We start from the raw sequence: 25,024 nt of genomic DNA on the forward strand, positions 1-25,024 counted from the left end.
CCTTGAGAGACCCAGAGTCCCTCAAGGAGGCCTTCACGGACTGGAGCGCGTCAGGACTCCATGGCCTTGACGAGCGAGGCGGGCCGCAGGTCCGTCCAGTTGGTCTCGACGTACTCGAGGCACTCCGGACGCGACGCGGGGCCGAACTTCGTGGTCCAGCCCGCCGGGACCTCGACGAACTCGGGCCACAGGCTGTGCTGGCCCTCGTCGTTGACCAGCACCAGGTACGTGCCGTCGGGGTTCTCGAACGGGTTCGTCATTCCTTGTTCTCCTTCTTCGTGGCCGGTGAATCCGCCCGGCGGATGAGCGCGTCCAGCGCGAGGAACCAGCCTTCGGCGAGTTCCCGCACCGAGTCTTCGGTGAGCACGGCCTCCGGCCAGGACCACTGTGCGCCCAGTTCGGGGCCGCCGGGGCGGTCCTCCGTCAGGACGTTGACCGTGAGCGCGTGCGAGACCGGCATTCCGGCGTCGGGACCGAGTTCGGCCGCCGCGGCCTCCGCTGCGTACGACCAGTCGGTCGCCTCGGGGACACCGATCCGGCCCAGGTAGTTGAACTCGATCTGTGGCTTCGCGAATTTCGCGAGCTCAGGGCCGGTGCGCGGGTCGAGATAGCGGAGCAGACCGTGCCCGACACCGCCGTCCGGCAGCCTGTCGAGATGCGCCCGGACCCGTTCGAGCGCCTCCCCGGCGGCGGCACCGCCGTCGAACGCGTCGTCGAGGTCGAGGTCACCCAGGTCCAGGCACACCGGGACGACACTGGTGAACCAGCCGACCGTTCGCGAAAGATCCGCACCGGCGACCAGTTCCTCTTCGCGGCCGTGCCCCTCGACGTCGACCAGCACCGCCTGTCCCCCGTCCCGGCGCCACCGGGTGACGGCGAGGGCGAGACCGGTGAGCAGGACGTCGTTGATCGTCGCCCGGAACGCCGCCGGTACCCGGGACAGCAGCGGGGCCGTCCGCTCGGCGGGCAACGTCAGCGACACCTTCTTCACGGTCGCCGCCACGTCCCGCGCGGGGTCGAGCGGCCGGTCCAGCGGGATCGGCTTCGCGCCGCCCAGTACCGACTTCCAGCGGTCCAGCTCACCGGTACGGTCCTGCGTGGACAACGCCCGCGACCATCGCCGGAACGGCGTGTCCACAGAGGATAGATCCGGGACATCGCCAAGCGCGACCGCGTCCCAGGCGGAAGCGAGGTCCGGCAACAGGATCCGCCACGACACCCCGTCGACGGCGAGATGATGGACCATCAGCAGCAACCGTCCGGGCTCCGACGGCCCCGCGTCGAACCACGTCGCGCTCAGCATCACGCCGGCGTCCGGGTCCAGCCGGGAGCGGGTCGGCTCCGCGTGCCGCTCGATCAGGGCGAACAGGTCGCCACCCCCGGCCTCGACGCGGTCGATGTGCACGTCGGCGGAATCGGCGATCCGCAGCGCCCAGCCGTCCACCGACCGGTCGAGCCGCGCGCGCAGCATGTCGTGCCGCGCCACGACCGCGCCGAGCACGGTCTTCAGCTGGTCACCGGTCATCCCGGACGGCGTCCGCAGCAACGCCGCCTGGTGGTAACCGTCGATCGGGCCGCCGAGTTCGCGGAGCGCGTGCATGATCGGCGTGAGCGCGACCGTGCCGTCGTCCTCGATGCTTTCGGCGACCTCGGCCAGCGCCTCGACCGTCCGGCGCGCGAACACGTCGTGCGGCGTGATCTTCAGCCCGGCCGCGCGCGCCCGGCTGACCAGCCGCATCGCGACGATGCTGTCCCCGCCCAGTGCGAAGAAGTCGTCGTCGGCGCCGAGTTCCGGTACGTCGAGCACCTCCGCGAAGAGCGCGCACAACGCCTTCTCCCGCACGGTCTCGGGCGCCCGGCCGCCTGCCAGCTCCGTGTAGTCCGGCGCCGGCAGCGCCTGGCGGTCCAGCTTTCCGTTCGAGAGCACGGGAAGCGCGTCGAGCGAGACGAACGCCGCGGGCACCATGTAGTCCGGCAGTGTCTCGGCCGCGAACCGCCGCAGCTCCTCCCGGTCCACAGTGGACACCACGTACGCCACCAGTTGCTTGACCCGCGGGCGGTCTTCACGCACGAGGACGACGGCCTGTGCGACGTCCTCGTGCCGTTCGAGCACGGCCTCGACCTCACCGGGTTCGACCCGGAACCCGCGGATCTTCGCCTGGTCGTCGGCGCGCCCGCCGAAGTCCAGCCGTCCGTCCGCGGTCCAGCGGGCGAGGTCGCCGGTGCGGTACATCCGGGCCCCCGCCGGGCCGAACGGATCCGCCACGAACCGCTCCGACGTCAGGGCCGCCCGCCCAAGGTAACCCCGGGCGAGCCCGGAGCCCGCGAGGTACAGCTCGCCGGTGACCCCGGGCGGCACGGGCCGCAGTGCCGCGTCCAGCACGTAGGCGCGGGTGTTCGCGACCGGCCTGCCGACCAGCGGCTTCTCACTGTCCCCGATCCTCGCGACGAGAGCGTCCACTGTCGACTCGGTGGGTCCGTACAGGTTGAAGGCCTCGGTCCCGTCCAAAGTGGCCAGACGGCGCCACAGGCTCTCGGGCACCGCCTCACCGCCGACACCGATCACGGCGAGCGGGCACCGGCCGCCGTCGAGCAGCCCCGCGTCCGCCATTTGCGCGAAGAACGACGGGGTGACCTCGATGAAGTCGAAGCCGTCGCGCTCGATCATCGCGGCCAGCAGTTCGGGGTCGCGCCGGGTCTCTTCGTCCACGATGTGCACGGCGTGCCCGTCGAGCAGCCACAGCTGCGGCTGCCAGGAGGCGTCGAAGGAGAACGACCACGCGTGTCCCACCCGCAGGTGCGGTTTGCCGGTGGCCTCGACCGCGGGCCGGTGCAGGGTGGCGCGGTGGCTGTGGAACAGGTTCACCACGCCGCGATGCGGGACGACGACCCCCTTGGGCGTCCCGGTCGAGCCGGACGTGTAGATCACGTACGCCGGATGCTCCGGGTCGAGCGGACGGACCCGGTCACGGTCGGTCAGGTCGTGCGCCTGCCGGTCCTCGGTGACGAGCGCGCACAGCGCCAGCGTCTCGATCTCGTTCCGCGGCAACGACTCCAGCAGCTCGGGCTCGGTCAGGATCAGCTTGGGCCGCCCGTCGGCGAGCATCGCGGCCAGCCGCTCGGCCGGGTAATCCGGGTCGAGCGGCAGATACGCCGCGCCCGCCTTGTGGACCGCGAGGATCGCCAGCAGCACGTCCGCCGACCGCGGCAACGCCAAGGCGACGAAGTCCTCGGGTCCCACACCGTGGGCGACCAAGGCCCTGGCGAGCCGGTTCGCGCGCTCGTTGAGTTCGGCGAAGGTCAAGGCGACCTCGCCCGACACCACCGCCGTCGCGTCGGGCGAACGCCGCGCCTGGTCTTCGAACAGACCGGCCACAGTGGACGGTTCGACGGCGAGCGCCGTGCCGTTCCACTCCCGCACGATCAGGTCGAGGTCGGCCTCGGCCAGGATGTCCACCCTGCCGACAGGTGCGTCCACATCGGACACCATCGCGGCGAGCACGCGTTCCATCGCGGGGAGAAGCCGTTCCGGCAGACCGGCGTCGAACAGGTCGGCGCGGTACTCGGCGGTGAGCTTCAGCCGGGTGCCGGGTTCCACCGCCCAGGTGAGCGGATAGTGCGTGGAGTCCTCGTGCCGCACGATCTCCCCGCGCAACCCGGCACCGGTCTCGTCCTCGTCCGCGCCGGGGTAGCTCTCGAACACCATCAGCGTGTCGAACAGCTCCCCCAGCCCGGCGACGCGCTGGATGTCGGCGAGCCCGAAGTGCTGGTGCGCGAGCAAAGCCGACTGCTCGTCCTGGACCCGGTCGAGCAGGTCACCCAGGTTTTCGGCCGGGTCGAGCGCGATCCGCACCGGGATCGTGGTGATGAACAGGCCGATCATCTGCTCGACCCCGGCCAGTTCCGGCGAGCGGCCGGCGACCGTCGCGCCGAACACGACGTCCGGCCTGCCGGTCAGCCTGCCGAGCACGATGCTCCACGCGGTCTGCACGAGCGTGTTCAGCGTCAGGCCCCGCGATCGGGCCACCGCGGACAGCGCCTCGGTCGCCTGCTCCGGCAGCTCCAGTGACAACCGCTCCGGCAGGGCAGGGACCCGCTGCGGGTCGTGCGGGACCAGATGCGTCGGCTCGGTCAGGCCGTCGAGCGCCTGCCGCCACGCGACCTCGGCTGCCTCCCGGTCCTGCTGTCCGAGCCAGCCGAGATGGTCGCGGAACTGACGGGCGGGCGCCAGGTCCGCACCGGCGTACAGCTGGGACAGCTCGGCGAACAGCTGCGGCACCGACCAGCCGTCGAGCAGCACGTGCTGGTGGGTGAACACCAGGCGGTGCCGTCCGTCGGGCAGGGCCAGGAGCAGGAACCGCAGCAGCGGCGCGGTGGCCGGGTCGAAGCGGCGCCGGTCGTGGGCGAGCTCGGCCTCGGCACGGTCTGTTTCGACACTGTCGGCCGAGGCCACGAAACGCCACGGAACGGTGACCGAACGCGCCACCAGCGCGACAGGACGGCCGGACGCGAGGTACCGGTAACCGGTGCGCAGGACGGCGTTCCGGTCCACGAGCGACTGCGCCGCGTCACGCAGCCGCGCCGGGTCGAGCGGCCCGTCGAGATCGAAGGACACCTGGACGGTGTAGACGTCGGGTCCGTCGCCGTCCATCGTCGCGTGGAAGAGCAGCCCGGCCTGCAACGGCGTCAGCGGCCACACCTCGGCCGTGTCCGGCGCGACGTCGAGGATCTCCGTCTGTTCGGCCGCGTCCAGCTCCACCAACGGCTTCCTGGTCGCGGGCGCGTCGAGCCGCACCGAGCTGACCTCGGCCAGAGCCGCGACGGTCCGGTGCCGGAAGACGTCGCGCGGGCTCAGCAGCAGCCCGGCGCTCCGCACACGGCCGACCAGCTGCATCGCGACGATGCTGTCCCCGCCGAGGCGGAAGAAGTCGTCGTGGATGCCCACCTCGTCCAGGCCGAGCACACCGGCGACGAGTGACGCGAGCAGTTCCTCGCGCGGGGTGCGCGGGGCGTCGCCGGTGACCTCGCCGGAGAAGTCCGGGGCGGGCAGCGCCTTGCGGTCGAGCTTCCCGTTGGGCGTCAACGGGAACGCGTCCAGCACCACGAACGCGGACGGCACCATGTACTCCGGCAGCGTGGCCTCCGCGAGCCGCCGAGCCGCCTCGACGTCCGCCTCCCCGGTCAGGTAGGCGACGAGCCTGCCGTCGCGCAGGACCACTCGCGCGGAGAGCACGGATTCGATCTCGCCCAGCTCGATCCGGAAACCGCGCAGCTTGACCTGGTCGTCGGCCCGGCCGAGATAGTCGAGCGCGCCGTCGGCCCGCCACCGTGCGAGATCGCCCGTGCGGTACATCCTCTCCCCGGCCGCGAACGGGTTCGCCACGAACCGCTCGGCGGTCAGGCCCGACCGGCCGAGATAGCCGCGCGCGAGCTGCGCGCCCGCCAGGTACAGCTCCCCCGCCACGCCCGGCGGCACCGGTCGCAGCCGGGAGTCGAGCACGTGGACCTGGGTGTTCCACACCGGACGTCCAATGGGGACGGTGTCATCGACGACCTCCCACGAGGTCACGTCCACCGAAGCCTCTGTCGGCCCGTAGAGGTTGTGCAGCGGGACGTCCACGCGAGCCGCCAGCTCCGGCGACAGCGCCTCGCCACTGCACAGGACGCGGCGGACGCCATGCCACGATGGCTCTTCGGCGAGGAACGCTTCCAGCATCGACGGGACGAAGTGCAGCGTCGTGATCCGCTGATCCCGGATCAGCGCTTCGAGATACGCCGGATCGCGGTGGCCGTCCGGTTTGGCGACCACCAGCGTCGCGCCGGTGATCAGCGGCCAGAAGAACTCCCACACCGACACGTCGAAACTCGACGGCGTCTTCTGCAACACCCGGTCGTCCGCGGTGAGGCCGTACTCGTCCTGCATCCACAGCAACCGGTTCACGATGCCCTGGTGAGGCACCACGACGCCCTTGGGGCGACCGGTCGAGCCGGACGTGTAGATCACGTACGCCGGAGAAGACGGATCCACGACCCGCCCCAGACTCTCACCGGAATACCCGTCCAGAACGGGCAACTCGTCCAGCACGACCGCAGGCGCGGCGTCTTCGAGCATGAACGCCAGCCGGTCGGCCGGATAGTCCGTGTCGAGCGGAAGATACGCCGCGCCCGCCTTGTGCACGGCGTACAGCGCGACCACGAGGTCGAGCGACCTCGGCAGCGACACCGCCACCACCGACTCCGCACCCACGCCCTGCTCGACCAGCCACCGCGCGAGCTGATTCGCCCGCGCGTCGAACTCCGCATACGACAACTCGGCGCCCTCGAACACCACAGCGGGAGCGTCCGGCGTCCGCGCCACCTGCGCCTCGAACAACTCGGGCAGTGTGGTCGCCGGGACATCGTGCGCGGTGTCGTTCCAGCGCCCGAGCCGGACGCGCTCTTCCTCGCCGAGGACGTCCAGCTCCCCGACCGGGATCGCCGGATCGGCGGCCACCTGGTCCAGAACGGCGACCAGCCGCCGCGCGATCGACTCGGCCGTGCCGTGGTCGAACAGGTCGGCGCTGTACTCGATGGCGCCCGAGATCCCGCCAGTGTCACTGGCGTTCTCCAGGAACCCGAACTCGAGGTCGAACTTGGCGACGCCCTGCGCGAACTCTTCCCGATCCGCGCGGAGGCCGGGCAGTTCCAGCCCGTCGCCCGATTCGGGCAGGTAGACCACCATCACCTGGAACAGCGGGTGCCTGGCCAGCGAACGTTCCGGGTTGACCGCGTCGACCAGGCGCTCGAACGGCAGGTCCTGGTGTTCGAAGGCGGCGAGATCGGTCGCGCGCACCCGCGAGAGCAGGTCACCGAACGCCGGGTCGCCGGACAGGTCGGTGCGCAGCACGAGCGAGTTCACGAAGAAGCCGATCAGCGGCTCCAGCCGTTCGTCGACGCGGCCGGAACTCGGTGCGCCGAGCGGGATGTCGTCCCCGGCGCCGAGCCGGTGCAGCAGGGCCGCGACCGCGGCCTGCGCCAGCATGAACATGCTGACGTCGTGCCGCCGGGCGACCGCGCGCAGGCGTTCGGTGAGCCCGCCGTCGATCGGGAAGGTGACGAGACCACCGCGGTGGCTCGACTCCGCCGGACGGGGACGGTCGGCGGGCAGGGCCAGTTCGTCCGGCAGGCCCGCCAGTGCTTCCCGCCAGAAGTCGAGATGCTGGGGCGCTGCCGAGGCGAGCAGTTCGCGTTGCCACACGGCGTAATCCGCGTACTGGACCGGCAGTTCGGTCCACTGTGGAGTAATACCCGCCGTACGAGCCTCGTACGCCGTGGCGAGGTCCGCCATCAGCGGCCCCTGTGACCACTCGTCCGTCGCCACGTGATGGATCACCAGCAGCAGGACGTGTTCCCGCGGCGAGACGGCGAAGACCGTGGCCCGGATCGGGAGTTCCTCGTCAAGCGCGAATCCGCGACCGGCCTCGGCGGCCAGCTGCGCCGGAAGGTCTCCGGCTTCCTCGAAACGGACCTCCGGACGCGCGCCGGCCAGGATCCGCTGCGCCGCGACACCGTTCTCCTCGGCGAACACGGTCCGGAGCGGTTCGTGCCGTTCGACGAGGTCGCCGATCGCCGCGCGCAGTGCTTCCGCGTCCAGCTCGCCGTGCAGGCGCCAGGCGAGCGGGATGTTGTAGGTGGAGGTGACCCCTTCGAGCCGGTACAGGAACCACAACCGTTGCTGTGCGGGCGAAAGCGGCAGCACGTCCGGCCGGTTCCCGGCGCTCAGGACCGGTTGTGCGGACGGGCCCGAGAGCCGTTCCGCCAGCGCGGCCACGGTGGGGGCGTCGAAGACGTCGCGAACCGACACCGTCGCGTCCAGGCTCGCCGAGATCCGGCTGACCAGGCGCATCACCAACAGCGAATGCCCACCGAGGGCGAAGAACCCGTCGTCGATCCCGACCCGCTCGACGCCGAGCACGTCGGCGAAGAGCGCGCACAGGGCCTCTTCCCGCGCGTTCCGCGGCTCGCGGCCTTCGGTGACCCCGAACTCCGGCGCGGGCAGGGCCTTGCGGTCGAGTTTGCCGTTCGGGGTCAACGGGATCTCGTCGAGCACGACGAACGCCGACGGCACCATGTGCTCCGGCAGCTTCGACGCCACTGCCTCACGAAGGCCGTCCGTGGAGCCGACGACGTAGGCGACCAACCGGTCTTCGCGAGCGACGACCACAGCGCGCGTGACGGACTCGAACGCGGTCAGGGCGGCTTCGACCTCACCGAGTTCGACGCGGAAGCCGCGGATCTTGACCTGGTCGTCGACGCGGCCCAGGAACTCCAGCACACCGTCGTCCGACCAGCGCGCGAGATCCCCCGTGCGGTACATGCGCGCCCCCGGACCCCCGAACGGGTCGGCGACGAACCGCTCGGCGGTCAGCCCCGGCCTGGCCAGGTACCCGCGCGCGAGCTGCGCGCCGGCGAGGTAGAGCTCACCCGCGACACCCGGCGGGGCCGGGTTCAGCCGCGCGTCCAGCACGTATGTCCGCGTGTTCCACACCGGGCGCCCGATCGGGACCGACGGCGTCGTCTCGGTACCGGCCTGCCAGGCCGTCACGTCGACGGACGCCTCCGTCGGGCCGTAGAGGTTGTACAGCGGGACGTCCACGCGAGCCGCCAGCTCCGACGGCAGTGCCTCACCACTGCAGATCACGCGCCGCAGGCCCGTACACGTCGCGGTCTCCAGGAACAGCGCGAGCATCGACGGGACGAAGTGGACGGTGGTGATCCCGGCGGTGCGGATCAGCTCGGCGAGGTACGCCGGGTCCTTGTGCCCCTCGGGTTTGGCGACCACCAGGGTCGCGCCGGTGATCAGCGGCCAGAAGAACTCCCACACCGACACGTCGAAACTCGACGGTGTCTTCTGCAGCACCCGGTCATCGGGCGTCAGGCCGTATTCGGCCTGCATCCACAGCAGGCGATTCACGATGCCCTCGTGAGGCACCACCACGCCCTTCGGACGACCGGTCGAACCCGACGTGTAGATCACATACGCCGGAGACGACGGATCCACGACCCGCCCCAGGCTCTCACCGGAATACCCGTCCAGAACGGGCAACTCGTCCAGAACGACCGCAGGAGCGGCGTCATCGAGCATGAACGCGACGCGATCGGCCGGATAGTCACGGTCGACCGGCAAGTAGGCGCCACCCGCCTTGTGCACGGCGTACAGCGCGACGACCAGGTCGAGCGACCGCGGCAGCGACACCGCCACCACCGACTCCACACCCACACCCTGCTCGACCAGCCACCGTGCCAACCGGTTGGCCCGCGCGTCGAACTCGGCGTACGACAGCTCCAAGCCTTCGAACACCACAGCGGGAGCGTCCGGAGTCCGCGTCACCTGCGCCTCGAACAACTCCGGCAACGTCGCGACCGGGACCTCACGAGCCGTGCGGTTCCACTCCGCGATCCGCGCGAGTTCGTCGCCGACGAGGACGTCGAGCGCCGCGACGGGCCGCTCCGGTTCGGCCGTGACCTGCTCCAGCAGGGACGTCAGCCGGGTCAGCAAACGGTCGGCCGTCGTCTCGTCGGCGAGATCCTCGGCGTACTCCAGCATGAGCGTCGCGGTGGTCCCGTCGTCGACCATCGTGAAGTGCAGGTCGAACTTCGCCATGCCGGTGTCCATCTCGAACCACTCGGCGGGCAGCCCGAGCACGTCGCGCGCTTCGCTCTGCCGGTGGTAACCCACCATCACCTGGAACAGCGGGTTGCGCCCCGGCACCCGCGGCGGGTTCAGCTCCTCGACCACGCGCTCGAACGGCAGATCGCCGTGCGAGAACGCGGCGAGGTCCGCCTCGCGCACCCTGTCGAGCAGACCGGCGAACGTCGGCTCGCCGGACAGATCGGTGCGCAGCACCAGCGTGTTCACGAAGAATCCGACGAGGTCGTCGAGCGCCGCGTCGGTGCGTCCGGCGATCGGGGCACCCAGCGGGATGTCGTCCCCGGCTCCGGTCCGGTGCAGCAAGGCGGCCACCGCCGCCTGGAGCACCATGAACGGGCTCGCGCCCGCCTTCGCCGCCAGGTCGCGTACAGCAGCCGACAGTTCCTCCGACAGCGGGGACTTGACCTTGCCGCCCTTCCCCGTGGGCTGGAGCGGACGGGGGCGGTCCAGTGGCAAAGTCAGCTCGTCCGGCGCCCCACGCAGGGATTCGGCCCAGAAAGCGACCTGATCGGCTCCGCGCTGGTCGAGGAAGTCCTTCTGCCACAACGCGAAGTCGGCGTACTGGACCGGGAGGTCCGTCCACACGGGAGCCTCACCCGCCTGCCGCGCTCGATAGGCCGAGGTCAGGTCGTCCAGGAACGGCCGGTCGGACCATTCGTCGGTCGCGCTGTGGTGCAGGACCAGCGAAATCACGTGGTCGCCGTCGCCGAGGCGCAGCACCCGCAATCGGACCGGGATCTCCGTCGCCAGGTCGAACGGAGTCCGCGAGAGCTCGGCGATCCGCGCCGCGAGGCCGTCCCCGTCACACTCCTCGACGGCGAACGGGATCTCCGGCGCGTCGAGAACGCGCTGGTAGGGCTCCCCGTCGTGCTCGACGAGCACGGTCCGCAGGACCTCGTGCCTGCCCAGCACGTCGCCGAGCGCCGCACGCAGCGCTTCGAGGTCCAGGTCACCGCGCAGCCGGAAGGTCAGCGGGAAGTTGTAGGCGATCGCGTTCGCTTCCATGCGGTCCACGAGCCACAGGCTGCGCTGGGCCGCCGAAAGCGGGATCCGCTCGGGACGCTCGGCGCGGACCACCGCGGGCCGCGCCGGTTCGCCGCCGCCCGCGCGGGCGGCGAGCTCGGCCACCGTCGGCGCCTCGAACAGGTCACGGATGGCCAGTTCGGCGCCGAGTTCGGTCCTGGCCCGGCTGATGAGCCGGGTGGCGAGCAGGGAATGACCGCCGAGATCGAAGAAGTTGTCCTCGACGCCGACCCCCTCCACACCGAGGACCTCGCCGAACAGCGCGCACAGCGTCTCCTCCTCGGCGGTCTCGGCCGGACGGCTTTCGGCGAGCCGCACCGTCTGCTCGGCGTCCGGGAGCGCCCGGGTGTTGAGCTTGCCGTTGTCGGTGAGGGGCAGGGCGCCCAGCGTCACGAACGCGGCCGGGACCATATAGTCCGGCAGCTCCGTCTTGAGCCTGTCCCTCAGGCGCTGCACCAGTTCGCCGCCACCTCGGGCCGCCGTCGGGCTCGTGGCGTACTTGGCCAGGTTCGTGCCGAGCGAGACCGGCTGATGCACTCCGGTGACCAGCGCACTCGCCTGTCCCTTGTGGACGAACACGGCCTCGAACGCGCCCTCGGCCGACCAGGTGCAGTACACCCGGAACCCGAGCCGGTCGCCGAGCTCGTGCACGTCCTCGGGCTCCACGCCACGGGAGGAACCGAACACCGCGAGGACGTCGATCAACGGCGCACCGGCGTCCAACGCACGCGTCGCCTCGACCTCCGGAGCCTGCCGGGCGTCCGGGATCCGGTTGACCCGCAGCGTTTCCACACCGGTGAGGCGCTCTTCCAGCTCGGCGAGAGAACCGACCTCGTCCCACGACAATCGTGGCGCCTGCGCGACCGACACGGTTTCGGCCGGCTCTTTCACCAGGACCGCGTCGTAGCGGTACCGGCTCAGCTCGTTGTGCAGCCGGGCCCGTTTGATCCGGACCTGGGCGGCGACATCCGGCAGCTGCCGCGCGAGCGCGGTGAAGTAGTCCGGGTCGATCAGCAGTTCCTTCTCCAGCGCGGCACCGCGTTCGATCGCGCGCCGTACCTGGGCGACGTCCGAGGTCGCGTCGGCGCGGGTGAGCTGGATCGCGGTGTGGAAGGCGCGGGCGAGCCGCAGGTTGCGGACGTCGCCGACGAACAACGCGCCGCCGGGCGCCAGGAGGCCGATCGCCTTCGTGATGACGTCGGTCAGGTAGTCGACGCTCGGGAAGTACTGGACGACGGAGTTGATCACGATCGTGTCGAACCGGCCGGTGGGCAGGCCGTCGAACACGTGCGCCGGCTGGGCGCGCAGATTCACCTTGGCCGCCAGCGCCGGATCCTGTTCCAGCTCGCGGTCCAGCTTCGCGATCACCGGCGCGGCGAGGTCGGTGCCCCAGTACTCCCCGACCAGCGGCGCGATCTGCCCCATCAGCAGACCGGTGCCGACGCCGATCTCCAGCACCCGTTCCGGCTTCAGCTCGGCGATGCGGTCGACGGTCGCCCGCCGCCACTCCCGCATGTGCTCCAGCGGGATCGGGTCACCGTCGTAGCTGGAGTCCCAGCCCGCGAAGTCCTCTGTGAACAGGGCCGTCGGGATCTCGGTGTACTCGTCCGAATAGATCTGCTGCCATTCGCCGACCTGGTCGGCTTCGGCCTCGGCACGCGCGTCCCCGCTCAGTTCGGCCGGGACGACGTACCCGATGAGCCGCTGCAGGCCGGGCGCCGACGGGTCCGGCCGGGCGATGACGGCTGCCTGCGCGACCTCCGGGTACCGGCTGAGCGCGGTCTCGATCTCGCCGAGTTCGACGCGGTAGCCGCGGATCTTGACCTGGTCGTCGGTGCGGCCGAGGAAGTCGATGTTCCCGTCGGCGCGGCGCCGCACCAGGTCTCCGGTGCGGTACATGCGCCCGCCACCGGGCACGAACGGGTCGGCGACGAACCGTTCGGCGGTCAGCCCGGGGCGACCGAGGTAGCCGCGGGCGAGGCCCTCACCCGCGATGTACAGCTCACCCGCGACGCCGTCGCGGACCGGCCGGAGCCAGGCGTCGACGATGTAGGCGCGCGTGTTCCAGATCGGCTTGCCGACGGTCGGGGTGTCGCTGTCGGTCGTGCCGCCGCCGAGCGTGTTGATCGTGTATTCGGTGGGGCCGTACAGGTTGTAGCCGTAGGTCCCGTCGGTGTCCCGCAACCGGTTCCACACCGACTCGGACACGGCTTCGCCGCCGAGCAGGACGAGTGCGGGCCGGTGCCCCTCCAGCAGTCCTTCCTCGATCAGCAGGTGCGCGTACGTCGGCGTCACGTTGACGACGTCGACCTGGTGCTCGTCGCAGTACGCCACGAGCGCCCGCGCGTCCCGCCGCAGTTCCTCGTCGCAGACGTGGACCTCGTGCCCTTCCACCAGCCACAACAGCTCTTCCCACGACATGTCGAAGGCGAACGACACGGTGTGGGCGATCCGCAGCCGCCGTCCGCCCGCCGACGCGATGGCCGGGTCGAAAATGGCGCCCTGGTGGTTGAGCTGCATGTTCGTCAGGCCGCGATACGGCGTGACCACACCCTTGGGCTTCCCGGTCGAGCCCGACGTGTAGATGACGTACGCCGGGTGCTCCATGCGGTCCGCGCGGCCGCGCGCGAACAGCGGGCGTTCGGCGTCGGAGATCGGGCCGTCGCCGAACGCCCTGTCTTCGTGGTCGTCGACGAGCACACGAAGGACGTCATCGGGCAGCGTCGCCGAGACGTCCTTTGTGGACACCAGGCACAGCGGCCGGGCGTCCTCCAGCATCACCGCGAGCCGCTCGACCGGGTAGTCGAGCTCCAGCGGCAGGTACGCCGCGCCGGTCCGCAGGACGGCGAACAGCGCGACGACCATGTCGATCGAGCGCGGCAGCCCGAGCGCGATCACCTGCTCCGGCGCGGCCCCCTTCGCCAGCAGCAGGCGGGCCATCCGGTTGATACGCGCGTCGAGTTCGGCATAGGTCAGCTGCTCGTCACCGAAGACCAGAGCCGTCTCGTCTGGCGTCCGCTCGGCCTGGACGGCCAGCAGGTCGGCGATCGTGTCCTCGACGACGGGATGCTCCGCCTCGGCCCAGCCCGCCTCCAGCGCGGCACGGTCCTCGGCGGACACCGTCGCGAGCGCGGCCACCGGCTTCGCCGGGTCGTCGACGATCTGCGCGACCAGTGACGTGAACCGGTCCAGCACCGACGCGGCCTCGGCGGCGTCGATCACGTCGTCCCGGTAGGACACCGTGATCCGGATCTCCTCGCCCGGCGTGACCACCAGCGTCAGCGGGTAGTGCGTGGCGTCGATGTTCAGCAGGCCGGTGATGCCGTGCCGGTGGCGCAGGCCGTCACGTCGTTCGTCGCCGTCGGCGTTGCGCAGCACGAAGAGCGTGTCGAACAAGACGCGATGTCCGGCTTCCCGTTGAAGCACGCCGAGGCTCATGAACTCGTACGGTGTCAGGTCCATGCGCTCGGACTGCAAGCGCCGCACCAGGTCCAGGACGGATTCGGCCGCGTCGAGCCGCACCCTGGTCGGCACGGTGTTGAGGAACAGGCCGATGGTGTTCTCGATCTCGGGCACGGCGGCGGGCCTGCCCGCGACCGCGGCGCCGAACACGACGTCGGTCCGCCCGGTCATGGTCGAGAGGACCAGGCCCCAGGCGGCGTTGAGCACGGAGTTGACGGTCAGGCCGTGCCTTCTGGCCTGCTCACGCAACGCGCGACCCAGTTCGGCCGGAAGCACGGTGTCCAGGTTCACCGGGGTCGCCGGGACGAGGTCCCGGCCTTCCGGCCCGACGACCGTCGGCTCCGCGAGACCGGACAGCGCCTCGCGCCACGCGTTCGTGGCCGCCTCGATGTCCTGCCGGTCCAGCCAGCGCAGGAAGTCCACATAGGACCCGGCGGCGGGCAGGGCACGATCGTCGCCGCCGAGGTCGTACAGCGCGAACAGCTGCTCGATGAACAGCCAGGCGGACCAGCCGTCCCAGAGCAGCAGGTGCCGGTTCAGCACGACACGGTCGCGTCCGTCGCCGAGCCGCACCAGCTTCAGCCGGAACAGCGGTGGGGCACCGAGGTCGAACCTTGTCGCGCGGTCCTCGGCCATCAGGTCGTCGAGCTTGGCCCGCTGTTCGCCTTCGGGCAGGGCCGAAAGGTCCACTTCGGACACTGGAGGTTCGACCTCGGCCGCCACGAACTGCACCGGCCCGCGCAGCCCCTCGCTGGTGAACCCGGCGCCGAGGCTCGGGATCCGGCGCAGCAGCGCCGCCACCGCCGCCCGCAGCCGGTCGGCGTCCAGGCGGTGATCGAAGTCGATCGCCTCCTGGATCGTGTAGATGTCGACCCGGTCGGAGTTGTAGCTGGAGTGGAAGAACAGGCCTTCCTGCAACGGCGACAACGGCCAGACGTCGGCGACCGGCACCGGGCTGACCCGCTCGACGCGGGCGATCTCCTCCTGCGTCAGCGAAACGAGTTCGAGGTCCGACGGCGTGAGGCCCACCGGCGCGCCGGTATCCACCGCCGCCAGCTCGCGCATCGCCGCGAGCCAGCGGTCGGCGAGCGCTCCGGCCGCACCCGCGAACGTCGCCGTCAGCCTCGGCCCGTCCACGGTCTCCTCGCAGGCCACCCCGATCCGCAGGGCGTGGTCTCCGGACGGCGGCACGGCCGCGTGCCCGGCGACCTGCCACTCCCCCGCCCCGGCCGGGACCCGGCCTTCGTAGCGCAGAGCGATTCGCGGCTTCGGGAGCCCAGCGAGCACCGGGCCGGTCTGAACGTTGAGGTACCGCAGCGGGCCGTAGCCCTCGGGCGTATTGCGGACGGTCTCCTTGACGGCCTTGAGCATCGCGAGCGGTTCGCCGGCGGCGGTGATCCGCACCGGGCGGACCGACGTCAGCGCGCCGACCGCGTCCGAGCTGTCCACCCTGCCGTGGAGATCGACGAGGAGGTCACCGTCGACGGCGACTTTCAGCGCCGTGAGGAGGACGTCGGTCACGTCGCCGTGCACCGCGGACGGGAGCGCGCCGACGAGCGTCCGAGTGTCCTCGATCGACAGGGTGATGTGACGTTCGGCGACGTCGCCGGGGATCTCGGCGGAGCCGGGCGCCAAGGTCCCGGCCCAGTGCTCGATCTCGCCGAGCAGCGCGGGATCCTGCGCTTCGCCGGTGACCCGGCGGGCGATCGTCCGCAGCGACGTCCGCACCGGGGTGAACACCGGCGGACGGCCGTCGGTCACGGCCTGCCAGGCGATCGCGAGATCGGCCGCCAGCGTCGCCCAGCTCCGCGCGTCCAGCAGGACCGGATGCGCGACCAGGAGCAGCCTGCCCGGCTCGTCGAACCAGACGGCCTGCAGCAGGTTGTCCCGCAATCGGTCGGCGGCGTCGCGGTACTCGTCCTCCGGGGAACCGGTCCCGTGACGGAGCAGCTCCGCCGCCTGCACCGTCCCTTGTGGACGGACTTCGAGCGACCACAGCACCGAAGCGACCCGCGACAGTTCGAGCCGCAGGCCGTCGTGGTGGTCGAGTACGAGTTGCAGGGCGGCGGCGAGCGTCTCGACGTCGGCGCCGGGCGGCACGGTCAGCAGCACGGACTCCGGCTGGATCGCGTCGCCGAGTTCCCGCAGCCTGAGCATTTCGGGAAGGAGAGGCAGAGCGCCGACACCGTCGGCGACGGCCGCCGGCTCGGCGGGTGCGGCGGAGGCGGCGAGCGCGGCCGGGGTCCGGAGCTCGAACACGTCCTTGGGGCTCAGTTCGAACCCGGCCCGCCGGGCGCGGCTCGATACCGCGATCGACGAGATGCTGTCGCCGCCCAGCAGGAAGAAGTCCCCGTCGGCGCCGACGGCGTCCAGGCCGAGGACCTCCGCGAAGATCCGCGCGAGGGTGCGTTCCTGATCATTCTCCGGGGCGGTGGCGGTTTTGCCGGCCTCGGGCGCGGGCAGGGCGCGGACGTCGAGCTTTCCGCTGGGGGTCAAGGGGAATTCGTCGAGCACGACGAACGCGTGCGGCACCATCGGCGCCGGCAGCGCCTCGCTGACGGCGGCACGCAGCCGCTCCGGGTCCACATCGCCGACGACGTAACCGACGAGCGCGCCGTCCTTCGCGACGACCGTGGCGGCCGTGACCTCCGGCAGCGCGACGAGGACGGCTTCGATCTCGCCGAGCTCGATCCGGTTGCCGCGGATCTTCACCTGCCGGTCGGTGCGGCCGAGGTACTCGATCTCGCCGTCGGCGCGGCGCCGCACCAGGTCGCCGGTCCGGTACAGCCGCTGCCCCGGCTCGCCGAACGGGTCGGCGACGAAGCGTTCGGCGGTCAGGCCGGGCCGTCCGTGGTAACCGCGGGCCAGCTGGACACCGGCGAGATACAGCTCGCCCGCCACGCCGTCGGGCACCGGGCGGAGACAGCCGTCGAGGACGTGCACCCGCGTGTTCCACACCGGACGGCCGATGGGCACGGTGGCGCCCTCGGTCCCTGTGCTCGCGAAGAAGGTGACGTCCACGGCCGCCTCGGTGGGGCCGTAGAGGTTGTGCAGCGGAACGCCGGTGAGCGAACGCCAGCGGGCGGCGGTCTCACCGCTCAGCGCCTCGCCGCTGGAGAACACCCGGCGCAACGACCCGAGCTCACCGGTGACCTCGTCGCTGGCGAGGAACGCGGCGAGCATCGACGGGACGAAGTGCAGGGTGGTGATCTCCCGATCCCGGATCACTCTGGCGAGATACGCCGGATCGCGGTGACCATCCGGCTCCGCCAGGACCACCGCGGCGCCCTCGCACAGCGCCCAGAAGAACTCCCACACCGACACGTCGAAACTCGACGGCGTCTTCTGCAGCACACGATCCGATGCCGTGAGCCGGTACTCGTGTTGCATCCACGCGAGCCGGTTGACGATCGCGCGGTGCGTGACGGCCACACCCTTCGGCCGCCCGGTCGATCCGGAGGTGTAGATCAGGTAGGCGGTGTTGTCCGGTCCGGCGGCCGCGCCCGGAACGTCGTCGGCGGGTTCGCCGGTGACCGGAACCTGCGTGAGCCCGTCGACGACCGGGATCCGCGCGGCCGTCCCGGGTTCGGAGAGCACGAGACGCGCACCGGAATCGGCGAGCATGTATTCGAGCCGGTCCGCCGGATAGTCGAGGTCGATCGGCAGGTAGGCGGCCCCGGCCTTGAGGACACCCAGCAGGGCGACCATCAGCTCGGCCGACCGCGGCACGGCGACGGCGACGACCTCTTCGGGGCCGGCGCCCAGGGCTCGCAGCCTGCGAGCCAGGTTCTCCGCGCGGGCGTCGAGGTCCGCATAGGACAGTTCGGTGTCCCTGAAGATCACCGCCGTCGCGGACGGCGTCTTGGCGACCTGCTCGGCGATGGCCTCGGCCAGCGTGCGCCCGGGCACCGGATGCGAGGTCGCGTTGAGGTCGGCGAGACGGCCGCGTTCGGCGGGCGACAGCAGGTCGAGGGCGGCGACCGGCTGCACGGGGTTCTCGGCCAGCGTCTCCAGCAGGCGGGCGAACCGTTCGGCGAGCTGCCCGGCCGCGACGGCGTCGATCCGCGCGGCGTCGAACTTGAGGCTGAACTCCAGTTCTTCACCCGGTGTCACGATCACCGCGACCGGGAAGTGCACCGCGTCGGTGACGTCGACACCGGTGAGACGGACGGTCCCGGACGCGCGTTCGCCGTCACGCGGGAAGTTCTCGACGACCACGAGGGTGTCGAACAGTTCTTCCTGGCCCGCACCCGCGATGCGCTGCAGTTCGCCGAGGCCGAGATGCTGGTGCTCCAGCAACGCCGCCTGCTCGTCCCCCAGCCGCCGCAGCACGGCGGCGACGGTCTCGGAGCCCGACCAGCGCAGCCGCACCGGAACCGTGTTGATGTAGAGACCGACCGCCGACTCGATACCGGCGGCACCGGTGTCACGGCCGGAGACCGTGCTGCCGAACAGCACGTCGTCCCGGCCGGTGAGCCCGCCGAGCAGCAGACCCCAGGCGCCGTGCAGGACGGTGCCGAGGGTGAGCCCGTGCGCACGAGCCATGGCCGACAACGCCTTCGTCGCCTGCCCGCCGAGGCTCAGATGCAGCCGCGACGGCTGTCTCGCCGCCCCTGACCGCCCTTCGACCAGCCTGGTGGGTTCGTCCACTCCGGACAGTGCCGCGCGCCAGGCTTCGCGCGAAGCCTCGTGATCCCGTGACGCGAGCCGCCGCAGGTGGTCGGCGCGGGTGTCCTCCTCCGGGAGCGGGTTTTCCGGTTTTCCGTACCCCGCCAGCAGTTCACGAAGCAGCACCACGACCGACCAGCCGTCGGCGATGATGTGGTGGAACGTCAGCGCCAGCTTGGCATGACGCTCGCCGACCCGGCTGAAGGTGGCCCGCAGCAGCGGCGGCCGGGCGAAGTCGAACCGGCGCGCGCGATCGGCCTCGAAGGCCTCCGCGGCCTCTTCGGCGGCCACCTCGCGCCACGGCAGTTCGGCGTGCCGGGTCACCGTCTGGACGACCCGGCCGCCGTCGAGCTGCCGGAAACCCGACCGCAGGGACGAATACCGGTCCAGCAGGGCCTGTGCCGACCTGCGCAACGCGTCGGCGTCGACGTCGCCTTCGAGGTCCAGCACCTCCTGCACCGTGTAGATGTCCGCGGCCTGGCCGCCTTCGAACTCCGCGTGGAAGAAGAACCCTTCCTGCAACGGCGTCACAGGCAGGACATCGGCATACTCGGCGAGCGACGCCCGCTCCGCGCCGGTCAGCTCCAGCAACGGCCGGTCGTCCACAGTGGACTCGACAACGACGGCCTCCGCGCAGGCGGCGAGCGCCTCGGGAGTCCGATGCTGGAACACCTGGCGCGGCGTGATGGCGAGACCGTGTCCGGCCGCACCGAGCACCAGCCGGATGGACAGGATGCTGTCGCCGCCGAGCGAGAAGAAGTCGTCATCGGCCCCCATCGAGGCCAGCCCGAGGACTCGCGCGGCGACGTCGCACAGGATCCGCTCGCGTTCGGTGCGCGGTGCGCGGCCGGTGGCGGCGGCGCCGAAATCCGGCAACGGCAGCGCGGTGCGGTCGAGTTTGCCGTTCGGCATGATCGGCAGCCGGTCGAGGTCCACGAACGCCGACGGCACCATGTAGTGCGGCAGCGCCGTTTCCGCGTGGGCGCGCAGGTCCTTGAGCAGCGCCGGCGACCCGTCCGTGGCCGGGACGACGTACGCCACCAGCCGCCGGTCACCCGGCTTGACCTCGCGGGGCACGACGGCGATCCGCTCGACCCCGGGGAACGTGGCGAGCGCGGACTCGATCTCCCCGGGTTCGATCCGGAACCCGCGGATCTTGACCTGGTGATCGGTGCGGCCGAGGAAGTCCAGGTTCCCGTCCGCCCGCCAGCGGACCCGGTCGCCGGTGCGGTACATCCGCGCGCCGGCACCGGCGAACGGGTCGGCGACGAAGCGTTCCGCCGACAGCCCCGGACGTCCCGCGTAGCCCCGCGCGAGACCGCGCCCGCCGACGTACAGCTCCCCCTCGACGCCGACCGGGACCGGCCGCAGCGCGGTGTCGAGGACATAGCAGCGGGTGTTCGGATCCGGGACCCCGATCGGGATCGGGCCGGTCCAGCCGGGCTCGGCCGCCCACAACGTCGAGTTCACCGTCGCCTCGGTCAGCCCGTACGCGGCGACGACCCGCAGGTCTTCGGCCCAGCGCGCGATCAGTTCCGGCGGGACGGTCTCGGTGCCGACGATCAGCACCGCGCCCTTCGGCAGTTCGCAGTCCGAGGGCAGCGCCGCGACCAGCGAAGGCGGCAGGATCATGTGCGTCGCCGCGTTGTCCGCGATGTAGCCGGTCAGTTCGACGCCCGCGACCCGGCGATGCGACGGGACCACGATCAGCGTCCCGCCCACGCACAGCGACATGACCAGATCCCAGACCGTCACGTCGAAACCGGTGGACGCGAACTGCACCACCCGGCTGTCCTCGACGATGCCGATCCGTTCGGTCGCCGTGCTGATCAGGCTGCCGATCCCGTCGTGGGACAGGACCACGCCCTTCGGCTTGCCCGTCGAGCCCGAGGTGTAGATGACATACGCGGCCCGGCTCAGCGCAATCCCGCTGACGTCCACAGTGGACGAGTCGAGCGCCGCGAGTTCTCTGGCGGTTCCGGGATCGTCGAGCAGGATCCGCTCGACGTCCACACCGGACGGCAGCTGCGCGGATTCCTCCACAGTGGACACGACGATCCCCGCCCCCGCGTGGCCGAGCATGTAGGCGAGGCGATCTTCGGGGTGGTCGAGGTCGAGCGGAAGGTACGCGGCCCCGGCCTTCATCACGCCGAGCAACGCGACGACGAGATCGGCCGACCGCGGCATCGCCACGCCGACGACGTCTTCGTCACCGACACCGTGTCGCCGCAGCAGCCGGGCGAGCCGGTTGGCGGCGGCGTCGACCTCGGCGTAGGTCATCCGCACGTCCTCGCAGACGACGGCCTCCGCGTCCGGCTTCCGCGCTACGACCCGGGCGAACGCCTCGGGCCAGGACACCTCCGGCGACTCCGCGACCGCCGACCCGAACGCCAGGACTCCGTCCCGTTCCTCGGCGGAGAGCAGATCGATCGCGGCCAGCGGCAGGTCCGGTCCCGCGACGAGGGCGTCGAGCACCGCGGCGAATCGGCGGCGGTGATCGGCGAGTTCGCCGTCGGTAGACACGGCCTGGTCGGCGTCGAAGTCGAAGCGGAGCCCGCGGCCCTCGCCGGCGTCGTACACGGCGATGGCGACGTCGCTGATCGGCCCGAGTTCGAGGTTGTGCACCGTGGCGCTCGCGTCCCCGAACGCGAGTTCGCCGTCCACGGCCATGTAGTTCACGCTCAGCCCGACGAGTTCGTGCACCCCGCCGCTCGCGCCGAGCTCGCGCGCGAGGTCCTCCCCGCGGTACCGGCTGTGTTCCAGCAGCGCGGAGACCTTCTCCGCGACCTGGGCGACGAGTTGGGCCGGCGTCGTCTCCGGGCGGACAGTGAGCCGCAATGGCAGGACGTTGGAGACCATGCCCGGCTGCTCACGCAGGGCGCGGGTGGTCCGCGCGGTGACCGGCAGGCCGAGGACGAGGTCTTCGGCGCCGGTCACCCGGTGGGCGTACGCCGCCACCGCGGCGATCGCGACCCGGGAGAGCCTCGTTCCCGCGTCGAGTGCGAACTTCCGCAAGCTGCCGGCGTTCGCCGCGGACAGCTCCCACGAATGCCGCCGGAGCCGCACCTGACCGGACGACGCGCGGCCGAGCAGCCGCACCGGGTTGGGCCTGCCCGCGAGGTCGCCGAGCCAGTAGTCGCGGTCGGCTTTCGTGTCGTACTCCGGCTCCGCGAGGCCCGAGAGCGGCCAGGAGATCTCCTCGGCGGTGCCCGAGTAGTGGGCCGCCGCGCGACGGGTCAGGACGGCCTGGCCGTGCGCGTCCATCACCAGATGGTGGTAGCGCTGGAACCAGCGGACCCGGTCCGCGGCCAGGACGAGCAGGGTGTGCGCGGTGAGCGGCCCCCGTTCGATGTCGGTCACGACGGCGAGCTCGGCCCGCGCCCACTCGTCGGCGGCCCGCTCCGGATCCGGCTCACCGGTGAAGTCGAGGACCGCGACCTCACCGGGCGCGACCGGACGCTGGACCGGCGTGTCACCGTCCAGCCCGACCGTCACGTGCAGGCATTCCGCGTCCGCGACCGCCCGCCGGACGGCTTCACGCAGCCGGGCGATGTCGACGTCGCCGCGAAGCTCGGCGACCCAGCCGATCGTGTAGACCGGGTCGGCCGGGTCGAGCTGCTGCGCGAGCCAGATCCCCTGCTGTGCCGGGGTCAGGGGAAAGCCGCGGTTCATCGGGTTTGCCTCCACCGTTCAGAGCGTTCGGGATCGTCCGTGCCTCAGGCGGACCCGGTCCCGCTCACCGCGTACTCGGGCCGGGACGCCCCGGCGGACCGCCGGTCCACGATGGACTGAAGGATCTCGCCGACCCGGACGGCGGTGTTGGACAGCAGCGACGACGTGATGCCGTGCGTGTGCTCGGTGCCGCCCTGCAGGTAGATCCCGCCGTCCAGCGGCGGTTCGGTGACGATCCGGTAGTCGCGCTCGACCCGGAGCCTGCCCTCGTCGTCACGCGTGCACGCGGAGGCGAGCTCGCCGAGCAGCGGCGTCGGGTCCGCGGGGCTGTACCCGGTGGCGTACACGACGAAGTCGGCGTCGAGCCGGGTCCGCTCCCCCGTCTCCAGGGCTTCGACCGTGACCCGCACTTCGGAGCCGGTGTCGGTGACCTCGGTGGGGCGGGAGACGTTGATGAGCTTCAGCCGCTCGATCCCCTGGACCTTCTCGCGGTAGACGCGCCGGTACAGCTCGTCGATGAGTTCGATGTCCACGGCCGAATAGTTCGTCGCGCCGTGGTAGCGCATCAGGCGGTCCTTGACCGCTTCCGGCGCTTCGTAGAACCGCCCGACCGCCTCGGGGTCGAAGATCCGGTTCGCGAACGCGCTGTCGTCGGCCGGGCTGTAGCCGTACCGCGCGAACACCGCGCACACCTCGGCCCGGGGGAAACGGTCGTGCAGCAGGGCGCTCACTTCGGCCGCGCTCTGACCGGCGCCGACGACGACGAACCGCTTCGGCTCCTCGGCGGCCATCCCCTCGAGCCGGTGCAGGAGTTCGCTGTTGTGCCAGATCCGTGTGCCCGGCGTCACACCTTCGGGGAGGTTCGGCCGCAGCCCGGTGCCCATCACCAGGTTGCGGGCACGCAAATTCACCAGCTCGCCGTCGGTGCGGGCGTGCACGTCGAAGAACACGATCTCGTCGCCTTCGAACACCGGCGTGACGGAGAGCACTTCGGTGCCATAGGAAACCAGGTCGTCGACCTTTTCCGCCGCCCACTCGAAGTAGTCGTGGAACTCGATCCGCAACGGGAACAGGTTCTTGTGGTTGATGAAATCGACCAATCGGTCCTTGCTGTGCAAATACGACAGGAAGCTGAACGAACTCGTCGGGTTCCGCATCGTCGCCAGGTCCTTGAGGAAGGAGACCTGCATGGTCGCGTTGTCGATCAACATCCCGCGGTGCCAGCCGAAACGCACCTGGCGCTCGAGGAAGTGGGCGGTGACGGTCCCGGCCCCCGGCGCGGCGTTGTGCTCGGTGACCGCGATGGCGAGCGCGAGGTTCGAGGGACCGAACCCGACCCCGACCACGTCGTAGACCGGAACCCGTTCACCGACCACTGCTCGTGCCATCTTGAACCCCTAGCGCGGCTCAGCCGCATCTCGGTACTTCGTTACAAAGACCAGGGAACCCTAACCTAAGTTAGGTGAGGCTCAACTAGTACTTTCAGTGGTGATGTTCATCCCTCGACCAGGAGGAGGCCGGTCCCATGCGGGTCGCCATGTTCGGATACCAGACCTGGGGACACCGCACCCTGCGGGCCTTGATCGACGCGGGCCACGAGGTCGCCCTCGTCGTCACCCACCCGAAGAGCGACCACGCCTACGAGAAGATCTGGTCCGACTCCGTCGCGGACCTCGCCGAGGCCAACGGGATCCGAGCGCTGCTGCGGCAGCGTCCCGACGACGCGGAACTGCTGGCGGAGCTGAAGGAAGCCGATCTCGACCTGATCGTCGCCAACAACTGGCGTACCTGGCTGCCGCCCGAGATCTTCGAGCTGCCGCGGTACGGCACGCTGAACGTCCACGACTCGCTGCTGCCCGCCTACGCCGGCTTCTCGCCGCTGATCTGGGCGCTCATCAACGGCGAGAAGGAAGTGGGCCTCACCGCCCACATGATGGACGCCGACCTCGACGCGGGCGACATCGTGCTCCAGCGCTCCGTGCCGGTCGGCCCGAAGGACACGACGACCGATCTGTTCCACCGGACGGTCGACCTCATCGCGCCGCTCACCACCGAGGCGATCGAGCTCATCGCGAGCGGCGACTACACCCCGGTCAAACAGGACAGGTCGAAGGCCAGCTTCTTCCACAAGCGCGCCCTCGAAGACAGCCTCATCGACTGGTCCTGGCCCGCCGAGGAGATCGAGCGGCTGGTGCGCGCGCAGTCCGACCCGTACCCCAACGCCTTCACCTACCACCGCGGGAAGCAGCTGCGGGTGATCCGCTCGTCGGTGTCGGTGGGTCGCTACGGCGGCACCCCCGGCCGGATCTTCATCCGTGAGGGGGAAGGCGTCGTGATCGTCGCCGGGCCGGAGTCGCGCCGGGGGCGGTCGCACGGTCTCGTCATCGAGCGGGTCCGGACCGAGGACGGCACCGAACTGACGGCGAACGAGTACTTCCGCACCATGGGCGGTTATCTGACCTCGCGCCCCTAGGGTGTGCTCACGGTTCGACAGCCACCCTGGAGGGA

General features: G+C 70.9%; 4 protein-coding genes. 1 reads left to right on the forward strand and 3 read right to left on the reverse strand.

The features are described 5' to 3' along the window. Positions 1-50: 50 nt before the first annotated feature. The 3 genes from ACZ3HL_RS39305 to ACZ3HL_RS39315 are packed head-to-tail and all read right to left on the reverse strand — an operon-like array spanning position 51 to position 23,904. Positions 51-260: an MbtH family protein gene (locus ACZ3HL_RS39305; protein WP_007029404.1), complete on the reverse strand. Its 210-nt coding sequence runs from the start codon at positions 258-260 to the stop codon at positions 51-53. Continuing rightward, positions 257-22,516 carry a non-ribosomal peptide synthase/polyketide synthase gene (locus ACZ3HL_RS39310; protein ID WP_465536809.1) on the reverse strand — a complete coding sequence of 7,420 codons (22,260 nt, stop codon included), beginning with the start codon at positions 22,514-22,516 and terminating at the stop codon, positions 257-259. The genes ACZ3HL_RS39305 and ACZ3HL_RS39310 overlap by 4 nt, the downstream gene beginning before the upstream one ends. Before the next feature lie 44 nt (positions 22,517-22,560). Further along, complete coding sequence (locus ACZ3HL_RS39315) at positions 22,561-23,904, reverse strand: lysine N(6)-hydroxylase/L-ornithine N(5)-oxygenase family protein (RefSeq protein ID WP_465536704.1); 1,344 nt, start codon at positions 23,902-23,904, stop codon at positions 22,561-22,563. A gap of 137 nt (positions 23,905-24,041) precedes the next feature. On the opposite strand from ACZ3HL_RS39315, the gene ACZ3HL_RS39320 reads away from it, so the two are divergent. Next, complete coding sequence (locus ACZ3HL_RS39320; protein ID WP_465536706.1) at positions 24,042-24,989, forward strand: methionyl-tRNA formyltransferase; 948 nt, start codon at positions 24,042-24,044, stop codon at positions 24,987-24,989. Positions 24,990-25,024 lie beyond the last annotated feature (35 nt).

Source organism: Amycolatopsis sp. NPDC000009, from assembly GCF_055563465.1.